The organism is Henriciella sp., assembly GCF_029936995.1.
Lineage (GTDB): Bacteria > Pseudomonadota > Alphaproteobacteria > Caulobacterales > Hyphomonadaceae > Henriciella.
Window position 1 is genome coordinate 98,538 of record NZ_JAPYRE010000006.1, and the last position, 26,066, is coordinate 124,603.

Sequence of the window (26,066 nt, forward strand, 5' to 3'; positions counted from 1 at the left end):
CAGGCTGGCCGGGCTGTCAGGCCCCGGCCTCTCTTCTATTTGACGATAAGGTCTGCGTGAATGGCGCCTGCTGCTTTCATGGAGCGAATGATGTCTGCCATTTCCTGGGGGGAGACACCAAGGGCATTCAGCCCGTCGATCAGCTGGGAGAGCGTGACGTTCGGATTGATCATGGCGATGTTCTCGGTCCCCGTTTCCTGCACATCGATCTGTGAACGTGGCAGCACGATGGATTCACCCGAAGAGAATGGGTTGGGCTGTGAGACGACAGGCGTTTCTGTCACCCTTATGGAGATATTGCCCTGGGCGATCGCCACTTTCGAGACCGTGACATCCTTACCAAGAACGATCGTGCCGGACTGCTCGTCTATGACGATGCGCGCCGGGATGGCGACCTCGACCGGAAGGTTCTCGATATTGGCGAGAATACGTGAAGGTGAACCATTAAGGGTACGCAGATCGAGGTTCACTGTGCCGGGGTCACGCATATACGCAACAGGTGAACCCATCGCGGCATTGATTGTGTCTTCAATGCGTGCGGCAGTCGTGAAATCCGGATCACGAAGGGCAAGCACGAGCGAGTCGCGGTCATTGAACTCGTATCCGATTTCACGTTCCACGCGCGCACCATTCGGGATGGCCCCGGCGGTCGGTGTGCCGCGGCGTTCCCTCGCACCGGCTGCCTGAACATCGATACCCGAAACCACGATTGTGCCCTGTGCTACTGCATAGACTTCGCCGTCGGCGCCTTTCAGGGGGGTGAGGATAAGCGTGCCGCCCTCCAGGCTTTCCGCGTCCCCGATAGAAGAAACGGAAACATCCACACTGGAACCGTTGCGCGCAAAGGAAGGTAGGGTGGCCGTGACAAGGACGGCTGCCACATTATCCGGTTTGATGTCTTCACCCTGAACATTCACGCCAAGGCGTTCGAGCATGTAGGTCAGCGAGTCTTCTGTGTAGGGCGAGTTACGCACTGTATCGCCGGTGCCGTTCAGGCCGACCACGATACCATACCCGATAAGATCATTCTTCCTGACCCCTTCGACATCGACCACGTCACGGATACGTGTCTGGGCATCCGCGGGTGCCGGTGTCGAGAAAGGCAGCAATGCTGCGCAGGCGAGAAGCAGGAGAAGTCGCTTCATCTGATTACCTCAGATAATTCGTGAGTGAGAGGTTCGAGAGACGGGCCGTCAACAGGTATGAGGCTTCGAGATTGCTCTCGAGTTCACGCAGCTCGGAAGCGGCTTCATACTGATCGCGGCCGGTCATCTTGTTGAACGCCTCTGTGAGGATAGTCTCTTCCATATCCAGGGCAGACTGTTCGTCGGCAATTCGTTGCTGCTGAATGCCTTGGTCGGCGCGCAGGTTCGTGACGGCTGTCTGACCTTCGGCTGTGCGGATGGCCGCAGATTCGACGAGGCCAGGATTTTGCCTGAGGAGAGCGAGATTATCGGTCTCTCCGGATACGGCCATAACGGCCAGCCCGGATACAAGCTTTGTGATGGCCGGGTCGGCGCCGGTTACACCGTCCGCATCGGTTGGGTTCGCGGAACCCGCGAAGGTTCCCTGCTGCCAGCCACCTGTCGGATCGTTGAAGTAGGTGTCGATCTGCGCTTCGAAGTCTGCAGCATCTGTCGCTGTTTGTGCGATCTGCCTGATGTCGTCGAGCAGACCTGCAGTTGTCCCAAAGGGCTGTGTCGAGGTCGCCTCGCCGGAGAACAGATAGCGCTCTCCGTGCCGTATGTTGAGTGATGAGAAGATAGTGTCGAGGGCGACCTTCGATCCGCTGGCAGCCGCATTCACATCTGTCGTGTTGTTGCTCCCAATACCGGAAAGCATGTGTGTGCTCAAACCTTCGGCGCTGTCCTGAACCCTGCTGAGGCTCTGCTGGAGAATGTCGAGGCGTGTTTCGCGCAGGCTGAGAAGGCCGCGCTGATCTGTAAGGTCGTTGAGCGCTTTCTGGCTGAGCATGGCATCGCCAATGCGCCCGGAAAGCTGCTGCGTCAGGTCAGACCACCGGCCCGTGACGGCTTCGCTCGACGTTTCTTTGATACGGGCCCGCAGGTCGGCAATGTTCTGTGACAGTCCTGCGCTGAGCAGGGTGGAGTTAATCGAGTAGTTATTCATCTCAGAGCTCCATCAGCCGGTTGACCATCTGGCCGGCAACTTCGATGACACGGGCATTGGCGGCATAGGCCTGTTCGATCAGGAGCAGTTCCTGCATCTGTGTGTCCACATCAACGCCTGTCTGTGCCTGCTCGGCCTTGATGGCTGCGGCATGCTGCGTCGATATTGATGAAAGCACGGCCTCGTTGGAGATACGGGACTGGCCTGTGCGTGAGGCAAATGTGGCCGCAAGGTCTGACGAGGTGAAGCTGCCCTGGAAGCCATTCGCGTTAAGGGACCGGGCACTGGTCAGGGCATCGACCATGGCCGACAGGATGTCGCTGTTACCAGGTGGGCCCTCAGCAGTGGCGCCAATGCCATCGCGCAAACGCCATATCTCGCCGCCTTTCGCAGGGTCGATAGCGGCGTTGACGGACAGACGGCCCGCCAGCCCCGGCCCACTGGCCGGAGCGGTATCAACGAACAGGCCCGGATCTCCCGCTGGCTTGGTCGGGTCCACGGCACTGTCGGACAGGCGGCTCATCAAATCCCCGGCCAGTGTGTCGAGCTGTGCTGTAAAGTCCGGCAGGTCATTGTCGCGCAGCGTGAACAAGGCGCCGAACATGCCACTGGAGACAGCCGAATATTCGGTAGCGCCGGGTGTGAGGTTGAGACCATCGACGCTTAGGCCCGACAGGGTGCCATTATCGACTGTCTGGTTCGGCCCGAAGTTGTTGGAAGGGGTAAACTCAATCTGGCGGGCGGTGCCGCCAACAAGATAGACACCTTCCTTCGTGACCACATCAACACCGCCGTAATCACGTGCGACCGTCTCGACAGGCATGTACTCGGAAATCGTGTCTATGACCCGCTGGCGTTCATCCATGAGGGCGGCTGCGCCGGAGCTTGTCCTATCCATGCCGGAGAGACGAGTATTGAGTTCCTCGACCTGCTTCAGTGCCCTGTTGACCACGTTGACGCCATCGGCGATCTCGCGGTCGGCCTCGGCGCGTTGATTGGCTGCCATATCGGCAAGTGCATTGAATTCGTTTGCCAGGGTGCGTGCAGCGTCAATCACTGCAGTGGCATTGGTCTTGGACTCCGGCGATGTTTCGGCAGCTTTCAGGGTAGAAGCGAGATCCGACATCATGCCGAATATGCCGCTGCCTGCCGCTGTATCGCCGACCCGCGTGGAAATGGACTGCCATGTGGAGGCCATGACGCTGGCCTGGGCAAGATCACTTGAAAGGGACTGGCGCTGCGCTGTCAGCCCGCCATTGCCGGCCCGGGCAATACCATCTGAGTGAACGCCGACGGAGTTTGGCCCGGCAAGCGTCTCGCTCAGCAAAGCAGAACGCCGGACATAGCCCGGCGTCGTTGCGTTTGCGACATTGTTGGCGACGATGTCGGCCCTCAGTCCACTGACTTGAAGGCCGGATCGTGCCGCATTGATGGCGTGAGAGAGACTCAAGGAATCAGGCGCCTTTCATTCGTCAGATTAGCGCTTCAGGTTTGTGGTTTCCTGAAGCATCTCGTCGACTGTCTGAACGATCTTCGCGTTGGAAGAATAAGCCCGCTGCGTCTCGATCAGGTCGGTCAGCTCCGAAGCGATGTCTGTGGTCGATTCCATGAGCGAGTAGCCGGAAACAGATCCGACAGGGCCCGACCCCGCATCCCAGAGATAGAGGTTCCCGCTCTCTGCAGAGACTGAGTAGGCTTGGGAATCCAGGGAATTCAGGCCGTTCATGTTCGGCACATCGCCTACGGGAATCTGGTAGAGCGTGCGACGGAAGCCGGTGTTATAGATGGCTTTCAGATAGCCCTCCTCGTCGACTTCAACGGACTGGAGGTCCCCGATTGGAGCCCCGTCCTTGGTCACGGCTGTAGGAGAGAAGGGCGCTGAAAGCTGGGTGATGCCGGAACTGTCGCCCGGACGGCCGATGAAGATATCAACCGGTCCATGCGGCAGATTGAGAGACACCTTGCCGGAGCCTGTATCATAAGAGGCGCCATTGGTCGCTGTGACGCTCTGGATGCTCCCGCCATTATTGGGGTCATCGGAGAATGTGATGTCCAGGTCGCCGATGGAAGTGGCCGGATTGCCGGCACTGTCGAAGACCTCGACGTTCCACTGGTTGGAGTAGCCGCTGGCTGGAGTGTTCGGTGTGAACTCAAGGGTAAGCGTCTGCGCGCGGCCGAGATTGTCGAAATATTCGATTGGCAGCGGGTAGCTTTCCCCCGGTCCGCCTGCTTCCGTGGCGTCGACAGGCAGGTTGATACCAAGGTCGATCGATTGCGTCGGCGAGGCGGTGTATTGTGAGGCTGAAATGTTGACCGGCTCGAGGTCGACACCGCTATTGCGGCTGACATTGCCGATCTCGCCTTCGGTACTGGCCGGCCAGCCGAGCAGGAAAAGACCACTCTGTGTGCGGAGATTGCCGTTCTGGTCGGCATAGAAAGAGCCGGTCGGCGTCAGCATGAGGTCACGCTCAGAAGCGAGTGTTCCCACGCCGGTATTATTGGTGACAGGCATCAGGCCCCGGCCGGAAATGGCCACGTCCGTTGCATTGCCTGTCGAGATCAGGGAGCCGCTGGCCGAAATATCCTTGAAGGCGTTTACGCGCACACCCCCTGCCGCATAGGCGGAGGAGCGCTGCTGAAGCACCATGCTGGAAAAGTCGACCTGGCTGCGCTTGTAGCCATAGGTCGAGGAATTGGCGATATTGTCCGAGATTGTCGACAACCGGGTGGCGTTGGAATTCAACCCCATCACGCCGGCGTTGAGAGATGACGATATGCTCATAGACTACTCCACTGACGAAACACCAGTGAAATTGGCGATCATAGGTTAATAAGCGGATAACTCTGATGGCGCGCCGCCACTGGAGGGTTTTCGTGTGTCTGTAAGAATGGTGATCGAAATCCGCCGGTTCTCCGGCGCGGCCGGATTGTCAGGCTTCAATAGGTCCGTATCGGCCCGGCCTGAGACTTCCTTGAGGCGACCGGCGGGCAGGCCGCCAGCCAGAAGCAGTTTGCGGGCGGTGTTGGCCCGGTCGGCTGACAGGTTCCAGTTATCGTAGCCGCCCCCCTGTTTATACTGGCGGCTATCAGTGTGACCGACAATCTTGATGTCATTCTCAAACCTGCTCAGCGAGCCGCTAACGGCACCAAGCAGGTTTTCAAGCAGGCCGGTCGGGTCGCTCTGACCGAGATCAAAAAGGGGTGAGCTGTCGGATTCGACAATTTCCAGAACGATGCCTTCCGGAGTCATCTTGACCAGCATGTGCTCCGACAGTTTCTGGGACTGCTCGCCAAGTTTTTCACGCAGTGTGATCAGGCTGTCGGCGATTTCTTCACCACTGGCCTGTTCACCTGACGGGCGTTCGGGCTTGGGATAGTCCACGGTTTTCTTCCGCTCTGCCCCGATGCCCATTTTTGCGTAAGTCATCTCAGTGAAGATGGACGAGCCGTTCAGGGCGTCTGACCCACCCCCGGAAATCCGGCTGACGGGAATTGTGGGATTGAAATAGTCTGCGATGCCCTTGCGCTGCTCTTCAGTCGTTGCGTTGAGCAGCCACATGAGAAGAAAGAAGGCCATCATCGCTGTCACGAAGTCGGCATAGGCAACTTTCCACGCGCCGCCATGATGGCCATCAGCCTTCACGACTTTCTTGCGCTTGATAATGATCGGTCGCTCGGTCTTGGATGGCTGTTCTGCCATAGGTTGTGGTCGCTCGCCTGCTTGCTTCTTCGCCTCTGTAGCAGAGCTCCATCAAGCAACCTTATACGCCATGTTCAGGATTTGAGCGTCGTTAATAACTTTTCATCAACCAAATAGACTCAGTGGTCGCTAACAGGATTGTTAACGTTGCCAAAGGTTGTGCCCGTGTCTGCGGTACTGCGTAAAAAGATACAGCTCGCCGGTGGGCTTGCGCCGAAAATACTACAGTGTTCACCATTGTGGGACGGGGTCGTCGCTGGTGCCGAAGCCTGGGCTGGTAATGCCTATGGGCACGAACTCGATGCCCGGATCATAAGTCGCCGGGTGATCAGCGGCAGGTCCACGCATGAGCGCCTTGAAGAGGGTTTTTCCTTCGTTCCGCTAACCAAGACATCCAGTCCGCTGGCCGCTATTTCGATCGACCGGCCGGGGGCAGCAAGATACGCAGCGGTTCGCCTCAACCAGAAATCGGAAAGCCTGATGAACGCGTCAGAGCTTTTCCTGAAACTGCTTTGTGAGCAGCCTGCGCATGCCCTCTGGGAAGCGGTTGGAAACGCGCTGTCCATCATTGGCGAAACGATGCCGCCGCTGGGGGACATTGAGGCCATGCCTGAGGCGATAGAGCCGCACGACCGTATCGTTCAGGTCAGCCTGAGCCTCACGACTGAAGGCGGTGAAGATGGATGGCTGCTTGAGGGCGGCGAAGAACCTCCCGAGATCCGGCTATTCTTTGAGCTGGCAGGGCTGGAAAAACTTGCGCGGTCACTGGCGCGCCAGGCCAGGAGCCACGCTGCCGGTCCGGCAGCTGGTAGCCAGGCAGCCCTGCGCAGCCGTTTACGTCAGTCGTCTATCCGTCTGGATGGGGTACTGGACCAGTTCGATATGTCGATTGGCGAATGTGCCCGCCTGGAAGTCGGGCAGGTGTTGCCACTGAACGGTAACGAGACGGGCCAGCTGGCCCTCTGCGCGGAAACAATGAACGGAAGCGTGGCCATTAGCCAAGGTGAAATGGGCAATTGGAAAGGGCAGCGTGCATTAAAGCTTAACGCTCCCGTGATTGACAGTTTCGTCCGCGAAATCGCGGGTATCTGAAGCTGAACGAGGGTTGTGCCGCAAGGCGCAAAGGAGGTTGAACGTGAATGCGATACTGGGGCTGATCGTCACCGTAGTCATGGTCTTCGGCGGGTATTTGCTGGCCGGCGGACACATGGAAATCATCACACATGCCCTGCCGTTTGAAGGTATGATGATCGGCGGAGCCGCGATCGGCGCATTCCTGGCATCGAATGATTTCAGCACCGCGAAACATACGCTCGGCGACCTGGCTGCGGCCTTCAAGGGGCCGAAGTGGAAGAAGGCCGATTATCAGGACCTTCTGTGCCTGATGACGGAGCTGCTGAATATCCTCAAACAGAATCCCATCGATATTGAGCCTCACATCGAGGAGCCGGAGCAGTCCGAAATCTTTCAGAAGTATCCGAAGATCCTGAAGGACAAGGATGCTGTGGTGATGATCTCGGACACGATCCGCTCCATGCTGATGAACTTCGATAATGTCCACCAGGTCGAGGAGCTTCTGGAGAAGCATCTCGACAGTATGCTTGATGAAAAACAGCACGGGGCCCATGCGCTCCAGAACATGGCAGATGCCCTGCCTGCGCTGGGCATTGTTGCGGCTGTTCTCGGGGTCATCAAGACAATGGCATCCATCGACAAGCCGCCTGAAATTCTGGGCGGTATGATCGGCGGTGCGCTTGTCGGGACATTCCTTGGTGTTTTCCTAGCCTATGGCGTGGTTGGGCCGTTTGCCACCCGCGTTCGCCAGATCCGTGCTGAAGAGCACTTCTTTTACGCAATGATCGGGGAAGTGCTCGTATCGAACCTGCATGAAAACCCGATCAATATCTGCGTTGAAGTGGCGCGCCGTCATGCTCCGGCAAGGGTGCGCCCATCCTTCAACGAGATCGAACAAGCGGTACGGGGGTTGAAAAAGGCAGCTTGAGACCCTCCTGGCGCATACTCCTTCTCGCATCCGCCGTTTCGGCGGGTTTGCCGGCTACCGCAGAGGGGCCGGCCCCGCCGTCTGCCAAGGCGGATGTACAGCTTGATGGCTCGGACCGCCTCGACTCTTTCGTACGCGAGGCGATTGACGAGGGCCTGTTAACGCCCTCTGGGCAGCAGGTTGAAACCGAAGCGCCTGACCCCGTAGCGGAAGCTGAAGCAGAACCGCGCCGGGTGGTCTCAGCCGATACGACATGCCCGGCTGCACAAGTATACGATTTCGCCCGCTACAGCACATTAAAGACCTATGATGACCTTCTGGCCTGGCGCAAACAGGCCAAGACGGAAAGTCTGGAAAACCCTGAAGCGAGCCTGGCTGGCGCCTATCTGGCGCTGGGCATGAATGAAGAAGCCCGCTTGCAGCTTCAGGGGAAGGCTGGAGCCGAAGCCACGGCGCTTCGGCAGCTGGCCGGTCTTATGGAAGGACGAGGAGCACCAGATCTCCGCCATTTCCACCAGGTTGCCGCGTGTGAGGGGCTATCGGATTTCTGGCTGGCCGTGGCGTTGCTGGAAACGGCCCCGGAAGAAGCAGCTGAACGACTGAAGCTGAATATAAACGCATTTCGTGCCCTGCCGCAGCAGATGCGGATTGAAGTCGCTGCCCGTGTCGTGCCGGTTCTGGAAACTTCGGGGAATGCTGCCTTTGCCGAAAAGCTGATGGCCATGTTTACCACCACGGAGATTGCCGGGTCGAAGCGGCTTGGCTTCAATGAAGCCCTGCTCGGTCTCAGTGCTGGTGGTGCGTCAGCCGAGCAGGCCATGCGGGCCTATCTCCGCCAGCCGGAGTTTCGCGAAGCGGCAGTGCAAAGCCTGCTGTCGCATGGGGCAAAGGTCGACCGTCGTTTCCAGAGTGATGTTGCCGACCGGCTGGTCGACCGCATGAAAACCGATGATGCGCCCCAGAATGTCGCGGGGAACCTCGATACGATGCTCAACGACCTGCAGGGCGTTGCTGATTATGACACGACCCTGCAGATGGCCGGTCTGCCAGCGACCCAGTCACCTGAGGCCCGCGACCAGCTTGCACGGCATTTTATCACGCTCGTCGAGACCGACCTCCAGAGTAAGGCGCTGATGGACAATCTGCGTGCCATGGATGCCCTGATGCGGGGGGACTACCTCGTCGAAGGCCGTCCCGAAGGTGATGCGGCCTTTTCGAAGGCCGCTGCCCTTGCCGTTGATCTGGGATTCCGGAACCTCGCCGAGACATTTGCGACCCGTTCCTCCGATACAGAGGAACTCGCCCTGGCTCGGGCTTCACTGGCCTATCGAACACTTGATCATGCTGCGCTGAAGTCCCTTCTCGGTGCCAATCGCCGTATGCCGGGCATAATCCGGCTGGCCGCCCTGAGTGCCGTGCGCGAAGGCGATGAGCTGCTCCTGTCGATGCTTGCCGATGAGGTGAGGCAAGATCCCGAAGCGAGCCTCGATGTCATTGAAATGGATGCCTCCAGCGGCCGATGGATCGTATCGGACGCTGTCTACCAGGCAGCTGCCCGGCTCGAGGGGGAAGAAAACCGCAAGCGGTATGAACGCGTTCGTGAACTGCGGGCCGGTGTGCGCACACCCGGCTCCATCCAGTCTTATGAGATGGCTGATATCGATGCCGCCCTTGCGCGGTCCCGCCGCATACTCAATCCGCAATCACAGGAGATGCGTTGATGTCCAATGCCGTTTATGCAGCTCTGACAAGACAATCCGGCCTGATGCAGGAAATGCAGGTTGTCGCCAACAATCTCGCCAACTCCAGCACCACAGGCTACAAGTCCGACCGCGCGATCTTCGCGGAATTTCTGGCTGGGGCCGGCGCGGCCTCAGAGAAGGTTTCGATGGGTGGTGTTGCCGCTCATAACTTCGACCTTGAGCAGGGTGGCCTCAGGTTTACTGGTGGCCGATTCGATCTCGCCATTCAGGGCGAAGGTTTCTTCATGATCGATACGCCAGCTGGCATGCGTTTCACACGCGCTGGACATTTCCAGCTTTCAGAAGAAAGCCGCCTTATCGACGGTCAGGGCAATCCAGTGCTGAACCCAGCGGGTGGTGCAATTCTCATTCCCGAGGACGCCGAACAGGTCTCGATCGGTGGCGACGGCTCGATCTCTGTTGACGGTGAGCTGTTTGGCCAGGTCGGTGTTGTCCGTCCTGAAGGACAACTTACCCGTGACGGCAATGCCAGCTTTGTTTCCGAGGACGGCTTCGAGGCGATCGAGGAGCCAAGGGTGCTGCAAGGTGCACTCGAACAGTCGAATGTCTCTCCCGTCCTGGAGGTTGCGCGCATGATTGAAGTGCAGCGTGCCTATGAAGCCGGGCAGGCCATGCTGGAAAAAGAAGACCAGCGGATCAACAAGTTCATAACCACATTGCGCCAGCAGCTCTGATGCTGGGCATTCATCAAAGGAGGAGCCTTTGAAGTCCCTACAGATTGCCGCCACAGGCATGGCTGCGCAGCAGCTTCGCGTCGATGTGATCTCGAACAATATCGCGAACATGAGCACGGCGGCCTACCGCCCGCGCACGGCCGAGTTCTCGGATCTCATGTACCAGCAGTATCTCAAACCGGGCACGATCACCTCGCAGGTTGGAACAGTCGTTCCGGCCGGTATCCAGCTTGGCACGGGTGTGAAACCATCGACTGTGTCGATGGAGATCACACAGGGTTCGCTGCGCCAGACAGGTGCTGAGCTCGACATCGCGATTGATGGAACGGGCTTCCTCGAAGTGACACTGCCGTCCGGCGAACCGGCCTATACGCGTGACGGCAAGCTCAACCGAAGCGCGGACGGGGAAATTGTCACCAAGGACGGTTATCCCCTGGCCGACGGCATCGTCATACCAGAAGACGCCCGCAGCATTTCGATCAGTCCGGATGGGGAGGTCGTCGCTTATTTCGACGATGAGCCAAATGGACAGCCTATCGGCAATATCTCGCTCGTGCGCTTTGTGAACGAGAAGGGGCTGGAGGCGATGGGCGACAACATGTTCCGCGAAACCGAGGCTTCAGGCACACCCAATCGTCTGGTTCCCGCAACCGAGGGGGTCGGCATGATCCGGCAGGGCTTCCTTGAAGATTCCGGTGTCGATGTTGTCCAGGAGATTTCCGAGCTGATCGAGGCCCAGCGGGGCTATGAGTTGAACTCGAAAGTGATCACGGCTGCCGATGAAATGCTGGCAGCCACGACACGGGTACGGTAATCATGAGCGCGCTTCTTAGCATCTCCGCCAGTGTTGCAATCATGCTCAACAGCGCGGCCTCCTTCGTGGCAACCGATGTTATCCGCTCGGGCGAGAAGGTTATGCCGACCAATATCTCCACTGAAGCAGGAAGCGCTGCACCGGTTGACCATCCTGTGATTGGCCGTGAGGTCCGGCGTACCGTCTATGCAGGCCAGGAAGTCTCGATGGGCAATACCCAGCCAGCGAGACTCGTCAAACGCAATCAGGTCGTCACGCTCAAATACATCAAGGGCGGGCTTGAGATCACAACGACAGGACGCGCCATGAGCGAAGCTGCTGCGCAGCAGGAAGTAACGGTCCTCAACCTGGATTCACGCAAGATGGTGCATGGCGTCGTCCAGAAGGAAGGATGGGTGCTGGCACAATGAAAGCGCTTGTTTCCCTCTCAATCGCCTTGCTTGGCGTGAGCGCCTGCGCAAGCGGCGGTGGCAACTCTGTCTCGCAGGCACAGATTGCAGCGGCCCGTCCACAGTCACCGGCGGTCCCGATCGCCACTGAGCCGCAGCAGTCTGAATCCTATCGCGACAAGAACTCGCTCTGGACGACTTCCCCCACAGCCCTGCTCGGCATGCGCCGGGCCAAGGCGATCGGCGATCTCCTGACCGTGGTTGTCGAGATGGATGACCAGGCGAGTGTCCAGAGTTCCCTGTCGCGGAGCCGCGACTCGAACAACAATTTCAATGTCGATGCACTCTTCGGGCTTCCGGACCTTGCGGGCGGCATGCTGCCTAGCGGGTCGAGCTTGTCTCCGGGCGTCGATTACGGGCGCAGTTCGTCACTTGGCGGGGCAGGTTCTGTCAACCGGGCCGAAAAGATCGCATTCACCCTGGCAGCGCGTGTGATTGGTCAGGAGCCGAACGGAAACCTGGTGATACAGGGCTATCAGCAGACGCGTGTGTCGAACGAGACCCGGCTGCTGACCGTATCCGGTGTGATCCGTGCCCAGGACATCACACGCACCAATACCGTGTCCTATGAAAAAATTGCTGACGCTCAGCTGTCTTACATGAACAGTGGCGAGGCGACATCTCCTGTCGAGCGCAGGGCAGGTACCAAGGTGCTCGACTGGCTGATCCCGTTCTGAGGCTGATATGATCAAGCAAATACTTCCCGCCCTGATCGCAGGCCTGTGCATCACCGCTGGCGGTGCAGCCGGTTTTTACCTTAAGGGCAGCTCTGGCGCCTCAGGTGAGAAAGCGCAGGATGTGGCTGAAAAGGCTCACAAGGAGTCCGAGGCCGATAAGCATGGCGGTAAAAAGGACGCACACGGAAAATCAGGGAAATCAGCGGGCAAAGGCGGACATGGCTCAGCCGACGCCTCTGCGCCGGCTTATTACAAGTTCAGCCGCGAGTTTGTCGTTCCCATTATCGCTGAGGAGCGGGTTCAGAGCCTCGTGATTCTGAACCTGAACCTTCAGATCGACCCGAGCGTCAGCGACGAACTGTTCTCGAAAGATCCCGTTTTACGAGATAATATCATGACCACGCTCATCAGGCTCAGCAATGAGGATGAGATTTTCAACGGGCTGAACAATGTCGAGAATTACGAGACCATGCGCTCAATGATCCTCAGAAACCTGAGGGATTCTGTCTCTGAAGGTATCCAGAATGTCCTGATCCTCGACATGGCCCGTCAGGACCTCTGAGCTTCAGCCTGAAACATCAAGCGATATGGAGGTTCAGCCGCTACTACTGGACCTGCCGGACACTGTTCATGTCAGCACTGAGGCGAGATGTCGTGCCGACACGCATCGTGCCGTTCTCGTTCCCGACGTCCGTTACTTCGGTGATGACCCGGGGCGCAGCCGTTCCGAGATAGTTGCCGGCCTCGTCATACATCTCGATCCCGAACTCGAAGAGCGTGTCCTGGGCAGGTTGTGCGCCTGAACTCGTGCGCCCGTCCCAGCTATAGGAACCGGCTGCAAGGTCCAGCTCTTTGCTCCAGACTTCAGCGCCATTCCCGTCATGAATCGTGAGTATCGCCTTCTCCGCGGCGGCAGGTTTGTCCACTTCATAGTCTACAGCGTCACCTGAGTAGGGCACCCATGAGGACTCCACGGAGACTGTCTTTCCAAGCCACTCACTGGCCAGCATGCCGTGCAGATCACCGATCATGCTGGCAATGCCATCCAGGCTGGTATTGGTTTTGACCTGCTGTTCGAGGTTGGAGAAAGTTGCCAGCTGTTCGACGAACTGGGTCGAATCCAGCGGTGAAAGCGGATCCTGATTCCGGACCTGTGCTGTGAGCAGCTTGATGAACTGGTTGAACTCTTCGCCGACTTCGGCCTTGCCGTTTGCGGTTGCTTCAGCAGGGCTCGCGGCCTGGTTGGCCTGGGTGTTTACGGCGGGGTTGATGATGCTCATCTCTGCGACCTTCTATAACTTGATATCCAGACCATCGCTCAGTGTGCGGATATTCTGGCGTGCCATGATGACGGGCATTACTGACTGGTCTGCTGACCCCTTGTCACTGCCATCCTGATAGGTGGAAAAGGGGAGCGGCGGTTTTCCGTCATCGCCCTGGTCCTGGCGGGCAAATTGCTGTTCGAACGTCATGTCCTGGCCGGAGAGGCCGTGCTGTTCCAGCGCCTGGGTGAGTTGATAATGCAACTGGCGCAACTGCTTCATTGCCTCCGGCGTCTCGCCGGTGACTGTGATGTGCTGAAGGCCCTGGGCGTCGAACTTGAAGTCGATCGAGACCCGGCCAAGTTCTGGGGGATCAAGCTGGACCGTCAGGCGTTCGGGTTTGCCGCCATCGGAGAGCTTGCCCTGTACAATATCGACCAGCTCAGCGGGGGCGGCCACCATGGCGGCCTGTGGACGCATGGCGGCAATCATTTGCGGGGACGCTATCTGGCTGGATGTGACATGTGCTGAAGCCGCGGTCGCGGCTGACCCGGTCATGAGATTGCTTGAGACGTCGGTCGCTGGAAGTGTTGTCATGTCGCCGGAGCTAACGCTCATGAACATTGCTGTGTCACTGGCTTTCGGTGTGAAACCGTTATCCGGTGCGGGATGAGGGATATCTGACAGCCGGGGCGTTCTTGAGGCGTGCGTCTGGGCTGCCAGATCAGCCCGGGTGCCTGTGTCGCTTTCCGGCAGGCGCCTTGCAGCGGTTTCAGAATCTGCAGCGGCACCCTTTCGGGAGATGGCGTCAAGCGTTTCGGCCTGGATTACATCACTACTGCTTGCAGATGCTGTCCGTGTGCTTGAGCTCGATCCCGTTTTTACAGCTTGTGCAGCCGGGATTCCGGTGTGGGCATGCTTTTTGGCGACCTGGTCAGCGGCTCCCCGCGAGGCTGTCTGCGCCTGCGCTGCTGCGCTCTCGTTAGCCTGATCTGCCCTGGAGAGCGGATTCTCGTTATGCTTCAGGGGGGCTTCCATATCCCTGATCGCCTGGGCGGGAACGGGCGCCGCCATTTCTGCTGATGCCGTTTTTCCGGTGGCGGTCTCTCCCGGACGAACCTGATCGGCCTGGTCGGACGCTTGATGGAGGGCTGTTGCTGAATCGTTAGCCCCGGCAATGTTCCTGAGGTCCGCAGGTGATGCAGGTTTCCGGGTTAAAGTCTCACCTGTCTTGGCGGGAGGCTGTATTTCCGTCTGGGACTGTTTCGCGTTTTCGGCCGTTGATTGCGTTCGCCGGTTTTCAGCCTCGGGCAGCGTTTCAGGCGGTTGTCCTGCCTCGGCTGCCAGTGTGTTTACGTCACCTTTCAGATCAGTAGACGCTCCAGCATCGCTCGCTTTGCCTGCCTTGTCCGGGATTGGCGCTTTGGATTGTGCCTTCCCCTGCTCCGGAAGCACAGACGCTGTTTCGTCTGTTGCGGCTTCCTTGCCTGTTTCAGGAGTCGTGCGGCGTTCGAGCGTCTGGCGGAATGCTTCACCCTGATTGCCTGAAGCGGCACCCTGACGCTTCGGCGAAATGGCCGGGTCATCATTCAGCCTGGTCATTGCTGGATGGAAAACGTGCGTCATTCAGCGTCCACAATTAGGGCTCCTTTAACCGAAACTGCCTCACGTCGGTAAAATATCATTTAACGCCAACTCCTTGTGAGGCGGCAGACAGGCGAGCGGACGGAGAGTTGTAATGTCTGATATCTCTAGCCCGGCCATGATTCCGGGCCAGCTTCAGGTGAAAGCGGGAACCTTCGGCAAGACCGATAGCGCTGCAGACAAGGATCTTGGTCTGCGCTTCGAAAAGATGCTCTGGGCAGAAATGCTGCGGCATTCAGGTCTGGAGAAGGCTTTTACCCAGTCCGGTGGTCAGGCCGCGTCCGCGTTTTCACAATATATGGTCGAGGCGATTGCTGAAGATATTGCCGCGCGTCACCCGCTTGGGCTCGATCCTGCAGGCAGTGCAGCAGAGCCCACCAAACAGATGCTCGATACGAAAGGCGATGAATGATGTCTGGAACACAGCTGGATAGCGCGCTCGACACGATGGAGGAAATCCTGGTGAAGGAACGTGATCTTCTTCTCACCGGACGGGCGGCTGAGACGGCGGACCTCGTAAAGGAGAAGATGTCCGCGCTCCAGGTTTTCGACTCCATGTTGATTGGCCAGTCCCAGGAAAACCTGGCGGCTGGGCAGCGGAACCGTATTGAAAAGGTTGTCTCGCTGGCGCGGGAAAACAGCCTGCATTTCTCCGCGGTGCGCAATGGCCTCAAGAGTGCGATTGGCCGGCTCGAGTCACTAACCGAGAATGCCTATGTCGGATCTTACCGCTTAGACGGCGAGCGGACTCCCTTTCCGAAAGCGACCGGCGGTTACCTGAAGAAAATGTAAGGCGATTAACCCATTATACACCCGCCACCAGTACAGCTACAGCCAACCAAGAAGGTGCTTGCCGGGGTTTCCCGGTGTCAGGATGACATGAGTTGAAAATCGGGCCGCTCAGAATAGCAGGCCTGAATATGAAGGAATAAACTGATGTCCAGTATTCTTACGAACAATAGTGCAATGGTCGCCCTCGAGACGCTGCGTGGTATCAACCGCAACCTCGAGTCTGTTCAATCTGAAATCTCCACCGGTAAGAAGATCGCGTCCGCCAAGGACAACGCTGCGATCTGGGCGATTTCAACCACAATGAAAACCGACGTCGACAGCTTCAAGCAGATCTCCGACTCGCTTAACCTCGGTGCGTCGACAGTTGGCCTGGCCAGCAAGTCTGCCGAGCAGATCACGGGCCTTGTCCAGGACGTGCAGAACCTGATTGTCTCGGCCCAGGAAGAAAACGTCGACCGTTCCAAGATCCAGAATGACATCGATACGAAAATCGACCGTATCAAGTCCATCGTCGGCGGGTCCCAGTTCAATGGCCTGAACCTCATCAACGGTTCCAGCACTGAAGATGTTTCGATCCTTGCTTCACTGGACCGTAACGCCTCAGGCGACGTCAACCCGTCCTACATCAACGTTGAGCGTCAGGATCTCTCGCTGTCGAATTCTGCGACGGCTGCGACATTCGGCGGTACCGCTGTCACCGACACGACCATCATCGACAATGGTGGCACGAACGCCGGTACAGCTGACTCCGTGGCGGCTTCTGGTACGCAGGATATCACGATCGCTTCAGTTGCTGACGGCAACAGCTATCGCATCACGCTCGACGACACGGCCGGCGACAATGCCCTCGGCAGCCGCACTTTTGAGTATGTCGCCAACGCTGATGACAGTGTGAACTCGGTTGCTGCCAACCTGTCGAACCAGATCCAGACCTACCTGGATGCAACGGGTGACGAGAACTATTCGGTCACACGTGATGGCGATACGCTGACGGTCACCAACGGTTCGGGCGGCGCCCTGAGCATTCAGGCCGATTCCGCAACAGGCGGTACGGCTGGCGTGAGTGCTGGCGGCCTGGGTAACCTGAACCTCATCGACGTTACCACGAATGATGGTGCCACGTCGGCACTGACGACCATTCAGGGTGTACTGGATACCGCCATCAGCGCAGCAGCTGAACTGGGTTCTGCCCAGAAAGGTATCGAAGACCAGGCTGAATTCGTTCAGACCATTACCGACTCGCTGACAAGCGGTGTGGGTGCACTGGTCGACTCCGATATCGAAGCGGCTTCGGCCAAACTGCAGGCCCTCCAGGTCCAGCAGCAGCTTGGTACGCAGGCACTCTCGATTGCCAACTCGGCACCGCAGCAGCTGCTGGCGCTGTTCCGGTAGTACCATAACCACGGACCGGGCGCTTTCGGGCGCCCGGCCCAATTATTAGAGTTCAAGTGAGGGGAAATGCATCAACTGGCTTTCAAGGCGTATGGCGACGTCACCCACCGCACAGCGAGTGATCAGCAGATAGAGTACGCCCTGTTTCGCGAGATAACGCACGCCCTCCAGAATGTTGCCCAGGATGATGATCCGCCTCCGGCGGTCTGGGCAGATGCGATTGACCGCAACCTCCAGCTCTGGACGCTCCTGTCTGTCGACCTGATGAATGATGAAAATCAGCTCGATGCAGGTCTCAGGGTATCTTTCATCAATCTGGCCGAATCCGTTCGTCGTATTAGCTACAGCGTACTTGGCGGGCGCGCTGAGATATCCGAGCTTGTCGATATCAATGAGACAATCATGGAAGGCCTTTCTGCCCAGCAAGGGGAGGCCGCCTGATGTCAGGCCTGGTTCTCAAACTCGCCGCGGGTGAACGTGTCGTCGTGAATGGCGCCCTTCTGGAAAACGGTGACAAGCCTTCCAGTCTCCGTGTCGCAGATACGAATGCCCGCGTCCTGCGCTGCCGCGACGCGCTCAGGCCGGAAGAGGTCGATACACCCGTCAAGCAGGTCTATTATGCGATCCAGCTTCTTATCACGGGCGATCTCGAGGAAGAGGCTGTCATACCGGCCATCCTGAAAGAGTGCGATGCACTGGAAGATGCTTTCAGGACGATTGATCCGAACCTGATCCACGTCCTGCGCTCGATGATCGACCGCAGCAATTATTACTCGGCCCTGTGCCACCTTCGCCAGGTCATGGACCTGGAAGCTGAGCTGTTGAAGCACAGCCGCCTGCGTGGCCAATACAGCGAAGAGCTCAAGGTAGCCTGAGCGATGTTCCAGCCCGCCATACCCCTGTCTGGCTATGGTGGCTGGAAAGTTCTGCAATCCACCTATTCCAGCCAGCTGGAAACCTTCGCCAACAGCCCGAGCGTCAGCAACGACCGCGAATATTTTGCCGAGAAATTTTCCAAGCCTGTCGCGCTTGAAGATTTCCTGTCGGACAGGCGCCTGTTGCGCGTTTCCCTGACCGCCTTCGATCTTGGCGGAGAGGAATGGAAAGGTGGCTTCATCAGGAAGGTCGTCGAAGAGGCTGCCGATCCTGAAAGCACCTTTCTCAAACGCCTGAACAATACTGAGTACACGAACTTTTCGAAGGCGTTTCCGCTGCAGGACGGCAAGATTGCGCTGAGCGCCCAGGCCGTCACAGAGATAGGTGACAAGTTTGAAACCGCCTCCTTCCGCGAAGCTGTTGGCGATGTCGATGAGAGTATGCGCATTAGCCTGAACTATCAGGCCAAGATCGGTAACATCGCTTCAAGCGGGGCAAGCGAAGAGGCAATCCTCTACCGCATTCTTGGAAATGTCCCGGTCAAGACAATGCTGGAAACCGCGCTCAACCTGCCCGGGGAAATGGGCAAACTGCCGGTAGAGCGTCAGGCCAGTGTCCTGAAAGAGCAGCTCCAGTCGAAGCTGGGTATCAACGATGTTTCGGAGCTGGCCAATCCCGACAAGATCGATGAAGCTATCCAGCGCTTTCATGCAATGGAATCGATCAATAACGGCCCATCGCCGACGACACCCGGTTATGCCGCGCTGACCCTGCTGAGGGGGGGCGATGGATTTGGTGCACAGGCCAGTGAGAATCTGTTCCTGAGCCTTCTCAGATAGGCTTCATCATTCTGGGTGAAGCAGCTTCCTGAGCTGCTCGAAGGCTGCGCTGATAGCTTCCGGATTCCGCATCGATACATAGCCGTCCAGATGGGGGAACAGGTCAATCGCCCGATCGCCCGCAGCGTCGTGGCCCTTTTCGTAAAGATTGGCGCGCAACATCGGCGCGATTTCCTCGTAGAGGGCAACGGTGCGTCTGTATTCACGGATCAGTTCGTTCTCTTCATGCGTGGCTGCAGCCGGCAGGCTGCGCGAGACACTGCGCAATACGTCGATAGCTGGATAGCGTCCTCGCTCGGCGATGTTCCGTGAAAGGATGAAATGGCCGTCGAGGATGCCCCGCACCATGTCTGCGACCGGTTCTTCCATGTCGGAACCAGCGACAAGGACTGAAAATATGGCCGTGATGTCACCCTGATTGTCAGTGCCCGGCCCGGCGCGTTCGGCAAGCTCTGCGATGGTGCGGACCGTGGAAGGCGGAAATGCATTGAGCGCCGGGGCTTCGCCCGCCATCAGCGCTGTTTCCCTGTGGGCCTCGGCAAAGCGGGTTATGGAATCAAACAGCAGCAGGACCTGGTGGCCTTCATCGCGGAAGTGCTCTGCGGTGGCCATGGCACAATAGGCGGCGCGCTTTTTCGCCCCCGGGGGCTCGCTGGCCGTAGCGGCCACAACCACCGTACGTGCGAGCGTTTCAGCCGGCAGGGTGCGGGTCACGAATTCATTCACTTCTCGCGAGCGTTCACCGACCAGTGCGATGACAACGCGGTCCGCCTCGATACCGTCAGCCAGCGAGCCGAGAAAGGTCGACTTGCCGACACCGGATCCGGCAAACAGTCCGAGGCGCTGGCCCCGGCTGACCGGCAGCATCGTATCCGTAATCATCCAGCCTGTATTGAGACGGTCGCCCAGGCCCTTGCGCGCCTGGCTGGCGGGCGGGGCGGCGTGCAGCCGGCGGGAGGGTAGGCCGGCTGGTTCGGGGATACTGGCATTCCCGGCAATCTCGCCGCGATAGTTGACGATCCGTCCAAGCCAGTGATCTCCCGGCTTCACACGTGCATCCTGGTCAATTTCGACCCGGTCTCCGATACGGATGGCATCAGAGTCGCGAAAAAGCAGGGCCGTGACGCGTTCATCGGCAATCGAAAGAATCTCGCCGTGGACGGGGCCCTCCGAAGTCATCAGGCGAACTTCGTTTCCCAGCCCGGCCACATGGCTGATACCGGCGATCCGGATCAGCCCCGGGGCGACATCCGTGACGGTGCCCCAGAGGCTGAACAGCCGGTCGGCCTGTATTTGTGCGGACTGCAACAAGTAAACAACTCCCGCCGATTCATTAACCTTTTGTTCAAATTACAAAGGCAGCTTTTCCAAAGAGTTAACCAGGGTGATTCTTGCGGTGATTTCGGACCTCGACATCTTCAGGATTTACAGCGCGATGGCCCGCCACTCGGCGGAAAGCCAGCGCGTCAGCGCAACGAATATTTCGCGTGCGGACCAGCCGGGCTTCAAGGCGACCGAGATCGAATCGTTTCAGGATTACCTGACGCGTACGGCCTCGACCCAGCCGACAGAGGGCATGACGGAGGGTTTCCGGATGCGTGAAGTGCTCGGTGAGGCCAAGCCGAATGGCAATACGGTCAATCTGGAAGAGCAAGTCTTCAAGGCGTCTGAAGCCGCCGGCAAGCATGAAATGGCGCTTCGCGTCTACACCAAGTCACTCGACCTCATGCGGGCCGCGCTTGGCCGGGGTGTTTAAGGGGAAGGATCATGGATTCACTTAAAGCCACAATGATGCAGGCGCTTTCGGGCATGAAATTCCAGTCCGAGCGCCTGGATGTGACGTCGCAGAATATCTCGAACGCAGACACGCCCGGCTATCAACGCAAGATGATGATGCTGGACGGCGCACAGACCGGGGCGGAGGCTTTCAAGTCGGCGCGGATGATGCTCGACCAGACCGAGGGGGAGCAGAAATATGACCCCTCACACCCAATGGCAAACGATGAGGGATACGTGACGATGTCGAATGTCTCAATCGTAACCGAAATGGCCGACATGCGCGAAGCCAATCGCAGCTATGAAGCCAATCTCAATTCATACCAGCAGGCCCGCAGCATGTACAAATCGCTGCTGGACATCCTGAGACGCTAGGGAGATGGGGACCTAAATGGCCGATGTCAGTTTCAATGCCTATGCCGCGCTGAATTCCGTCAAGTCCGCCCAGGCGAATGGGCCGGCAAAGGCGGAAGGCGACAAGAACGAGGTCGCGGAGTCCTTCGCGAACTTCAAGGATGCCATCGAGAGTGCTGAGCAGACGGCCATCGACACCGCCGTTTCCGGTGCAGATCCGCATGCCATGGTCGAGGCGCTTGCCAATGCAGAGCTTGTCCTGGATGCGGCTGTGACGATCCGCAACAAGGTTGTCGAAGCCTATCAGGAACTCCTGCGGATGCCGGTCTGACGGGCCGCCATGACCGAGCTTGCCATCTTCGAGGTCTTGCGTAGCGCACTCTGGGCGGCGGTCATGATGAGCATGCCGATCCTGAGCGTGACGCTTGTGCTGGGGCTCATGGTTGGCCTGTTCCAGGCGCTCACTTCGATCCAGGAGCTGACGCTTACCTTCGTGCCAAAGATCTTCGCGGTCGTAGTCGTGCTGTTCCTGACCCTCGGCTACATGACGCGAATCGCGCTCGACCTGTTCAATAATTCCATCCTTCCGCTCGTGGCCGCATAGGCTGACCCATGCCGAACTCGAAATACTTCGACCTTTCCAAGCCGACAGCGCTTCTGGCCATCGGCCTGATGCTGGTCATCCTGGTGATGGTGCTTCCGGTTCCGGCCTGGGTGATGGATGTCGGCCTGACGCTATCCTTTGCATTTGCCATCCTGATTTTCACCACGGCAATTTTTATTGAGCGGCCCCTGGATTTCTCGTCCTTCCCGAGTGTGCTGCTGGCGTCGCTCATCATGCGGCTGGCCCTCAACGTCTCGTCGACAAAGCTGATCATCAGTGAGGGCCATACCGGTACTGATGCCGCGGGCGGGGTGATCGAAGGCTTCGCCATGTTCATCATGGGCGGCAACCTGTTCGTCGGCCTCGTCGTCTTCGGCGTGCTCGTAATCGTCAACTTCATGGTCATCACCAAGGGTGCCGGCCGTATGGCGGAAGTCGGCGCGCGGTTTGCCCTGGACGCGATGCCGGGCAAGCAACTGGCCATCGACTCCGACCTTGCTGTCGGTGCGATCAGCCATGAGGAAGCCAAGCAGCGCCGACAGAAGGAACAGGAAGAGGCATCCTTCCTCGGCTCGCTCGATGGTGCATCCAAGTTTGTGAAGGGCGATGCGATTGCCGGGCTGCTGATTACCGCGCTCAACCTCGTGGCGGGCATCGGCTTCGGCATGTTCACCCACCAGCTCTCGTTCACTGAGGCGTTGAGCAACTACTCCATTCTGACTGTTGGTGACGGTCTCGTCTCCCAGATCCCGGCGGTCATCGTCTCCGTGTCTGCCGCGCTGCTTCTCTCCAAGGGCAAGGAAGACGGCGCCATCGACATGGCGCTCGGCAAACAACTCGCCGGGAACGCCACGACCCTGATGATTGTTGCGGGGATCCTCGCGGTCTTTGCGCTCATGCCGGGCCTGCCTTTCGTGCCGTTCATGCTGGCTGCGGCCGGCTTTGCCGTCTCATCGGTAATGATCCGCAGGGCGGCGGATGAAAAGGCGGTCAAGGACGAACAGACCGGAGAGGAAGAGGAAGCACCCAAGGGGGCGGTTATCGGCGATTCCATCTACGCGGATGAAATCCACTTGGAAGTTGCGCCAGACCTGGTCGGTCTCGTCCTGCAGGGAGCGGGCGGTTTTGAGGGCCGGATCGACAAGATCCGGCGCTATATTGCCGAGGAGTATGGCTTCGTCCTGCCGTCGATCCGCATGACGGACAATCCGACGCTGAAGAAGAATGATTACCGCATCCGTATCCAGGGTGTGAATATCGACAGCGGCACGCTGAGGCCCGGTTATGTGCTGGCCCTGCTGGAGGATGACCAGCTGCCGCATCTGCAGGGCGAGAAGGTCAAGGAACCGGTCTACAAGGCCTCTGCACGGTGGCTCCCCAACAGCAAGAAGCAGGAACTGGCGGCCTCTGGCGCCCCGGCTGTCGAAGCCACCGAAGTGCTTGCCACGCACATGCTGGAGGTCATTCAGTCGAACTTCTCGCTCGTCTTTACGCGCATGGTCATGCTCGACACACTCGATGCGCTGACCCGGATAAGTGACAGCGAGCGGGCCGCCGCCAATCAGCGCTTCCTGGATGAGTATATTCCCGGAAAGGTGTCGCCGGAACTGTTGCTTTCTGTTCTGCGCCTGCTGCTGGAGGAGCGTGTCTCGATCCGCAACCTCTTCCTGATCATCGAAACGGTGGCCGAGGTGAAAGCTCAGTCGAACTCTCCGTCGCGTATTGTCGAGATGGTTCGCCAGCGCCTCGGTTTCCAGATTGTCGACCGGTTGCAGGATGGGGAGGGCCGCCTGCCCCTGTTGCAGCTTTCGGCCAATTGGGAACAGAAATTCAGCGAGCATGAAGTGGCCAAGGATGACGGCCAGTCGGATATTGCCCTGCCACCGGATCTGTTTGGAGAATTGACCACCTCGGTTCAGTCCAAACTGAACGAGGCAGCCCAGAAGGGGATCGTTGCCGCTGTGGCGACATCATCCCGCCGGCGCCGCTTCCTCCAGACCGTGCTGGCCAGCAAGGGTATCCGCAACTCGGTTCTTGCCTACGAAGAGATTGGCGCGAAAAGCAAGCCATATATCGTCGGCGTAGTCTGATGGCCGGGGTGGGGCGCAATGCCTGACAGCAGTCTGCTCATGGCCGAACTGTCAGGGTGGATTGCCCTTTTCATGGTAATCGTCGCCCGGCTGTCCTTCGTGGTCTTCCTGATGCCGGGTATCGGTGCGCAGACAGTGCCCGCGCGTGTTCGGATTTCACTCATTCTTGCCGTTACGACCGCCTTCGCGGCTTCCGGTATTGTCCCACAGCCGGATGCTGAAGAACTGAGCGCTCTGGTCGGCCTTATCATCAGCGAAGGCGTCATCGGACTTTTCCTGGGCGTGCTGCTCCGCCTTTCGATCTGGATGCTGAGTATTGCGGGTACACTGATTGCCCAGGTTATCGGGCTCGCCCAGTTGCTCGGTATCGCGCTGGAATCGGAAGCGCAGACGATCACCGCCAACATGCTCTCACTCGCAGGTGCGGCCCTCCTGCTGACTGCTGATTATCATATTGGAGTGGTCGTGCGCCTTTCGGAACTTTACAGCGAAATTCCGGTCGGGGCGCTGTCGGATATCGATTTCACCTTTGTCGTGAAAAAAGGCTATGACGCTTTCGCTTTCGCCATACTGCTGGCCTGGCCCTTCGTAGCGATCAATCTGCTTTACAACATCTGCCTCGGCTTCATTAACAAGGCGCTGCCGTCACTGATGGTTGCCTTTGTCGGTGCGCCATTCATGATCGGTGCCGGGCTCTTGCTCCTGACGCTTTCCATCGTCACCATGCTAACGGTCTGGCAGGACAGGGTTCCGGGCCTTATCGGCTGGCTTTGAGGACAGGCAATGGCTGAAGACAACGAACAGAGTGGCGAGAAGGAGTTTGAAGCCACCGAGCAGCGCCTCCGGCAGGCGCGTCAGGAAGGCGATGTCCCGCAGTCGAAAGAGGCGAATACCTTTGCCCTTGTCGGCGGTATGATCCTCGCTGCATTTGCGTTCAGCAGCGCACTTGCCGTGCCCTTTTACAACCAGCTCTCGGGCATGTTCTATCACGCCGACAGCTACGCCAATGATATTTTCGCCGGCAGCGCGAAACAGACGACCAATACGATGTTCAACCTTGTCATCACGGTTGCCCCGGTCTTTCTGCTCGTGGTGACAGTGGTGCTGCTGGCACTGATCATCCAGCGCGCCATCGCGTTTTCGGCCAAGAAGATCAAGCCGGACATGAAAAAGCTCAACCCGGCCGAAAATCTGAAGAAGAAGTATGGGCCTAAGGGCCTGCTCGATTTCCTGAAGGACACGGCAAAGATGCTGTTTGCCGGGGTCATTGCGAGCGTTTTTCTCTACTCGTTCGCGCAGAATTATTATGCCAGCAGTGCTGTCCATGAAGGGCAGTTCTTCCAGTTCACTTTTAGCCAGGTGATGATGCTTTTCACTGTATTCGGCATCTTCTATTTCGTGCTTGCTGCCATTGACCTGCCCATCCAGAAACAGCTCCACGCCAACAAGCTGCGCATGACGCGGGAGGATATGAAGAAGGAACAGAAGCAGAGCGAGGGAGATCCGCAATTCAAGCAGACACGGCGCCAGAAAGCCCAGAAGATCACGCGCAACGAGATGCTGGGCAACGTGAAATCCTCCACCGTCGTAATGGTCAATCCGGAGCATTACGCAGTCGCGCTGAAATGGGATCCGAATGACAGCAAGGCACCGGTCTGCGTTGCCAAAGGCGTGGACCATCTCGCCGCCAAGATACGCGAGGTGGCGCTGGCCAATGATGTGCCGATACACAGGGACCCGCCTGCGACGCGTTCAATCTACCGGCTCGTCGAGATTGACGAGGAAATCCATGCTGAGCACTTCGCCGCGGTTGCGGCGGCGATCAGCTTCGCAGAACGCCTTGGCGAGCATATGTAGGAGGCTGCCATGAGTAAGTCGCATCTGGCGCTGGAAAAGCTCGTCGCCCTCCGCCAGCAGAAAGCCGAACAGGCCCTTGCCATGATCAAGGCTGAAATCAGGGAAAGTGAAGAAGCAATCTCCGCGCTTGAAGCCCAGCTTGGTGAGCTGGATGCTTCAGCTGGTGATTATGAGAGTTTCAGCCTGTCCATACGCTTCGGCGCACCGGGACGTATATCTGAACAGATCGAAGCCGCCAGAAAGGCTTTGAAGCTGAAACAGGACAGGCTTGCTGCAGCCCAGTTGGAATTGAAGAAAGCGATTCACTCGCGTCGCCAGCTGAAAACGGAATCTGCCGGGGGTCCATCGTCCTGAACGCTCAGGCCTGAACG

30 protein-coding genes are annotated in these 26,066 nt (G+C 58.3%); 22 read left to right on the top strand and 8 right to left on the bottom strand.

Annotated elements, in window-relative coordinates; genetic code table 11:
- Positions 1 to 35: 35 nt before the first annotated feature.
- From Q1K31_RS13615 to Q1K31_RS13635, 5 genes are read right to left on the bottom strand one after another with little or no spacing between them, the layout of a single operon-like run.
- Positions 36 to 1,145 (bottom strand): flagellar basal body P-ring protein FlgI, encoded by a 1,110-nt coding sequence (locus tag Q1K31_RS13615; protein WP_300380607.1) that lies wholly within the window; start codon positions 1,143 to 1,145, stop codon positions 36 to 38.
- A gap of 4 nt (positions 1,146 to 1,149) precedes the next feature.
- The gene (locus Q1K31_RS13620) at positions 1,150 to 2,130 is read right to left on the bottom strand and encodes a flagellin (RefSeq protein ID WP_300380610.1); all 981 of its coding nucleotides are present in this window, start codon (positions 2,128 to 2,130) and stop codon (positions 1,150 to 1,152) included.
- Between the two features lies 1 nt (position 2,131).
- On the bottom strand, positions 2,132 to 3,580 hold the full coding sequence (gene flgK, locus Q1K31_RS13625) for a flagellar hook-associated protein FlgK (protein WP_300380613.1): 1,449 nt from the start codon (positions 3,578 to 3,580) through the stop codon (positions 2,132 to 2,134).
- Positions 3,581 to 3,607: 27 nt separating this feature from the next.
- A complete protein-coding gene (locus Q1K31_RS13630) occupies positions 3,608 to 4,912 on the bottom strand; it encodes a flagellar hook protein FlgE (RefSeq protein WP_300380617.1) in 1,305 nt (434 codons plus the stop codon).
- A gap of 45 nt (positions 4,913 to 4,957) precedes the next feature.
- Entirely contained in the window at positions 4,958 to 5,830 is an 873-nt protein-coding gene (locus tag Q1K31_RS13635) for a flagellar motor protein MotB (protein WP_300380620.1), read from the bottom strand.
- 165 nt (positions 5,831 to 5,995) lie between these two features.
- On the opposite strand from Q1K31_RS13635, the gene Q1K31_RS13640 reads away from it, so the two are divergent.
- From Q1K31_RS13640 to Q1K31_RS13675, 8 genes are read left to right on the top strand one after another with little or no spacing between them, the layout of a single operon-like run.
- Complete coding sequence (locus Q1K31_RS13640) at positions 5,996 to 6,922, top strand: FliM/FliN family flagellar motor switch protein (protein ID WP_300380623.1); 927 nt, start codon at positions 5,996 to 5,998, stop codon at positions 6,920 to 6,922.
- Positions 6,923 to 6,965: 43 nt separating this feature from the next.
- On the top strand, positions 6,966 to 7,832 hold the full coding sequence (gene motA / locus Q1K31_RS13645; RefSeq protein ID WP_300380626.1) for a flagellar motor stator protein MotA: 867 nt from the start codon (positions 6,966 to 6,968) through the stop codon (positions 7,830 to 7,832).
- The gene (locus tag Q1K31_RS13650; RefSeq protein ID WP_300380629.1) at positions 7,829 to 9,553 is read left to right on the top strand and encodes a hypothetical protein; all 1,725 of its coding nucleotides are present in this window, start codon (positions 7,829 to 7,831) and stop codon (positions 9,551 to 9,553) included. The genes motA and Q1K31_RS13650 overlap by 4 nt, the downstream gene beginning before the upstream one ends.
- Positions 9,553 to 10,269, top strand: coding sequence for a flagellar hook-basal body complex protein (locus Q1K31_RS13655; RefSeq protein WP_300380631.1), 717 nt, complete (start codon positions 9,553 to 9,555; stop codon positions 10,267 to 10,269). Before Q1K31_RS13650 ends, Q1K31_RS13655 begins: the two co-directional genes overlap by 1 nt.
- A gap of 28 nt (positions 10,270 to 10,297) precedes the next feature.
- A complete protein-coding gene (flgG, locus tag Q1K31_RS13660) occupies positions 10,298 to 11,083 on the top strand; it encodes a flagellar basal-body rod protein FlgG (RefSeq protein ID WP_300380633.1) in 786 nt (261 codons plus the stop codon).
- 2 nt (positions 11,084 to 11,085) lie between these two features.
- The gene (flgA, locus tag Q1K31_RS13665) at positions 11,086 to 11,493 is read left to right on the top strand and encodes a flagellar basal body P-ring formation chaperone FlgA (RefSeq protein WP_300380635.1); all 408 of its coding nucleotides are present in this window, start codon (positions 11,086 to 11,088) and stop codon (positions 11,491 to 11,493) included.
- Positions 11,490 to 12,209: a flagellar basal body L-ring protein FlgH gene (locus tag Q1K31_RS13670; RefSeq protein WP_300380638.1), complete on the top strand. Its 720-nt coding sequence runs from the start codon at positions 11,490 to 11,492 to the stop codon at positions 12,207 to 12,209. The genes flgA and Q1K31_RS13670 overlap by 4 nt, the downstream gene beginning before the upstream one ends.
- Before the next feature lie 7 nt (positions 12,210 to 12,216).
- The gene (locus Q1K31_RS13675; RefSeq protein WP_300380641.1) at positions 12,217 to 12,771 is read left to right on the top strand and encodes a hypothetical protein; all 555 of its coding nucleotides are present in this window, start codon (positions 12,217 to 12,219) and stop codon (positions 12,769 to 12,771) included.
- Positions 12,772 to 12,814: 43 nt separating this feature from the next.
- Here the strand turns inward: Q1K31_RS13675 and Q1K31_RS13680 are convergent, their stop codons facing one another.
- Both Q1K31_RS13680 and Q1K31_RS13685 read right to left on the bottom strand, forming a co-directional pair.
- Positions 12,815 to 13,489 carry a flagellar hook capping FlgD N-terminal domain-containing protein gene (locus tag Q1K31_RS13680; protein WP_300380643.1) on the bottom strand — a complete coding sequence of 225 codons (675 nt, stop codon included), beginning with the start codon at positions 13,487 to 13,489 and terminating at the stop codon, positions 12,815 to 12,817.
- 12 nt (positions 13,490 to 13,501) lie between these two features.
- Positions 13,502 to 15,097 carry a flagellar hook-length control protein FliK gene (locus tag Q1K31_RS13685; RefSeq protein WP_300380645.1) on the bottom strand — a complete coding sequence of 532 codons (1,596 nt, stop codon included), beginning with the start codon at positions 15,095 to 15,097 and terminating at the stop codon, positions 13,502 to 13,504.
- 112 nt (positions 15,098 to 15,209) lie between these two features.
- Here Q1K31_RS13685 and Q1K31_RS13690 point away from each other — a divergent pair, with 112 nt between their 5' ends.
- The 6 genes from Q1K31_RS13690 (at position 15,210) to Q1K31_RS13715 (ending at position 19,014) form a co-directional block, all read left to right on the top strand.
- Positions 15,210 to 15,527, top strand: coding sequence for a hypothetical protein (locus Q1K31_RS13690; RefSeq protein ID WP_300380648.1), 318 nt, complete (start codon positions 15,210 to 15,212; stop codon positions 15,525 to 15,527).
- On the top strand, positions 15,524 to 15,907 hold the full coding sequence (locus Q1K31_RS13695; RefSeq protein WP_300380651.1) for a hypothetical protein: 384 nt from the start codon (positions 15,524 to 15,526) through the stop codon (positions 15,905 to 15,907). The genes Q1K31_RS13690 and Q1K31_RS13695 overlap by 4 nt, the downstream gene beginning before the upstream one ends.
- A 144-nt stretch (positions 15,908 to 16,051) precedes the next feature.
- Positions 16,052 to 17,299, top strand: coding sequence for a flagellin (locus Q1K31_RS13700; protein ID WP_300380653.1), 1,248 nt, complete (start codon positions 16,052 to 16,054; stop codon positions 17,297 to 17,299).
- 66 nt (positions 17,300 to 17,365) lie between these two features.
- Positions 17,366 to 17,740, top strand: a complete 375-nt coding sequence (locus Q1K31_RS13705; protein ID WP_300380656.1) for a flagellar biosynthesis regulator FlaF — start codon at positions 17,366 to 17,368, stop codon at positions 17,738 to 17,740.
- Entirely contained in the window at positions 17,740 to 18,174 is a 435-nt protein-coding gene (locus Q1K31_RS13710; RefSeq protein WP_300380659.1) for a flagellar biosynthesis repressor FlbT, read from the top strand. Before Q1K31_RS13705 ends, Q1K31_RS13710 begins: the two co-directional genes overlap by 1 nt.
- A gap of 3 nt (positions 18,175 to 18,177) precedes the next feature.
- Entirely contained in the window at positions 18,178 to 19,014 is an 837-nt protein-coding gene (locus tag Q1K31_RS13715; RefSeq protein ID WP_300380662.1) for a DUF1217 domain-containing protein, read from the top strand.
- Between the two features lie 6 nt (positions 19,015 to 19,020).
- Here Q1K31_RS13715 and Q1K31_RS13720 read toward each other — a convergent pair whose 3' ends face one another.
- Entirely contained in the window at positions 19,021 to 20,322 is a 1,302-nt protein-coding gene (locus Q1K31_RS13720) for a FliI/YscN family ATPase (protein ID WP_300380665.1), read from the bottom strand.
- Positions 20,323 to 20,398: 76 nt separating this feature from the next.
- Between Q1K31_RS13720 and Q1K31_RS13725 the strand changes: the two genes are divergently transcribed.
- From Q1K31_RS13725 to Q1K31_RS13760, 8 genes are read left to right on the top strand one after another with little or no spacing between them, the layout of a single operon-like run.
- Positions 20,399 to 20,770 (top strand): flagellar biosynthesis protein FlgB, encoded by a 372-nt coding sequence (locus Q1K31_RS13725; RefSeq protein ID WP_300380668.1) that lies wholly within the window; start codon positions 20,399 to 20,401, stop codon positions 20,768 to 20,770.
- 11 nt (positions 20,771 to 20,781) lie between these two features.
- Positions 20,782 to 21,165 carry a flagellar basal body rod C-terminal domain-containing protein gene (locus Q1K31_RS13730; RefSeq protein WP_300380671.1) on the top strand — a complete coding sequence of 128 codons (384 nt, stop codon included), beginning with the start codon at positions 20,782 to 20,784 and terminating at the stop codon, positions 21,163 to 21,165.
- Between the two features lie 16 nt (positions 21,166 to 21,181).
- The gene (locus tag Q1K31_RS13735) at positions 21,182 to 21,475 is read left to right on the top strand and encodes a flagellar hook-basal body complex protein FliE (RefSeq protein WP_300380674.1); all 294 of its coding nucleotides are present in this window, start codon (positions 21,182 to 21,184) and stop codon (positions 21,473 to 21,475) included.
- A gap of 9 nt (positions 21,476 to 21,484) precedes the next feature.
- Complete coding sequence (locus Q1K31_RS13740; RefSeq protein ID WP_300380676.1) at positions 21,485 to 21,748, top strand: flagellar biosynthetic protein FliQ; 264 nt, start codon at positions 21,485 to 21,487, stop codon at positions 21,746 to 21,748.
- An 8-nt stretch (positions 21,749 to 21,756) separates the two neighbouring features.
- Complete coding sequence (locus Q1K31_RS13745) at positions 21,757 to 23,838, top strand: flagellar biosynthesis protein FlhA (protein ID WP_300380678.1); 2,082 nt, start codon at positions 21,757 to 21,759, stop codon at positions 23,836 to 23,838.
- Between the two features lie 18 nt (positions 23,839 to 23,856).
- Complete coding sequence (locus Q1K31_RS13750) at positions 23,857 to 24,612, top strand: flagellar biosynthetic protein FliR (RefSeq protein WP_300380681.1); 756 nt, start codon at positions 23,857 to 23,859, stop codon at positions 24,610 to 24,612.
- A gap of 9 nt (positions 24,613 to 24,621) precedes the next feature.
- The gene (locus Q1K31_RS13755) at positions 24,622 to 25,695 is read left to right on the top strand and encodes an EscU/YscU/HrcU family type III secretion system export apparatus switch protein (RefSeq protein ID WP_300380684.1); all 1,074 of its coding nucleotides are present in this window, start codon (positions 24,622 to 24,624) and stop codon (positions 25,693 to 25,695) included.
- Between the two features lie 9 nt (positions 25,696 to 25,704).
- Positions 25,705 to 26,049 (top strand): hypothetical protein, encoded by a 345-nt coding sequence (locus Q1K31_RS13760; protein WP_300380686.1) that lies wholly within the window; start codon positions 25,705 to 25,707, stop codon positions 26,047 to 26,049.
- Positions 26,050 to 26,066: the final 17 nt, after the last annotated feature.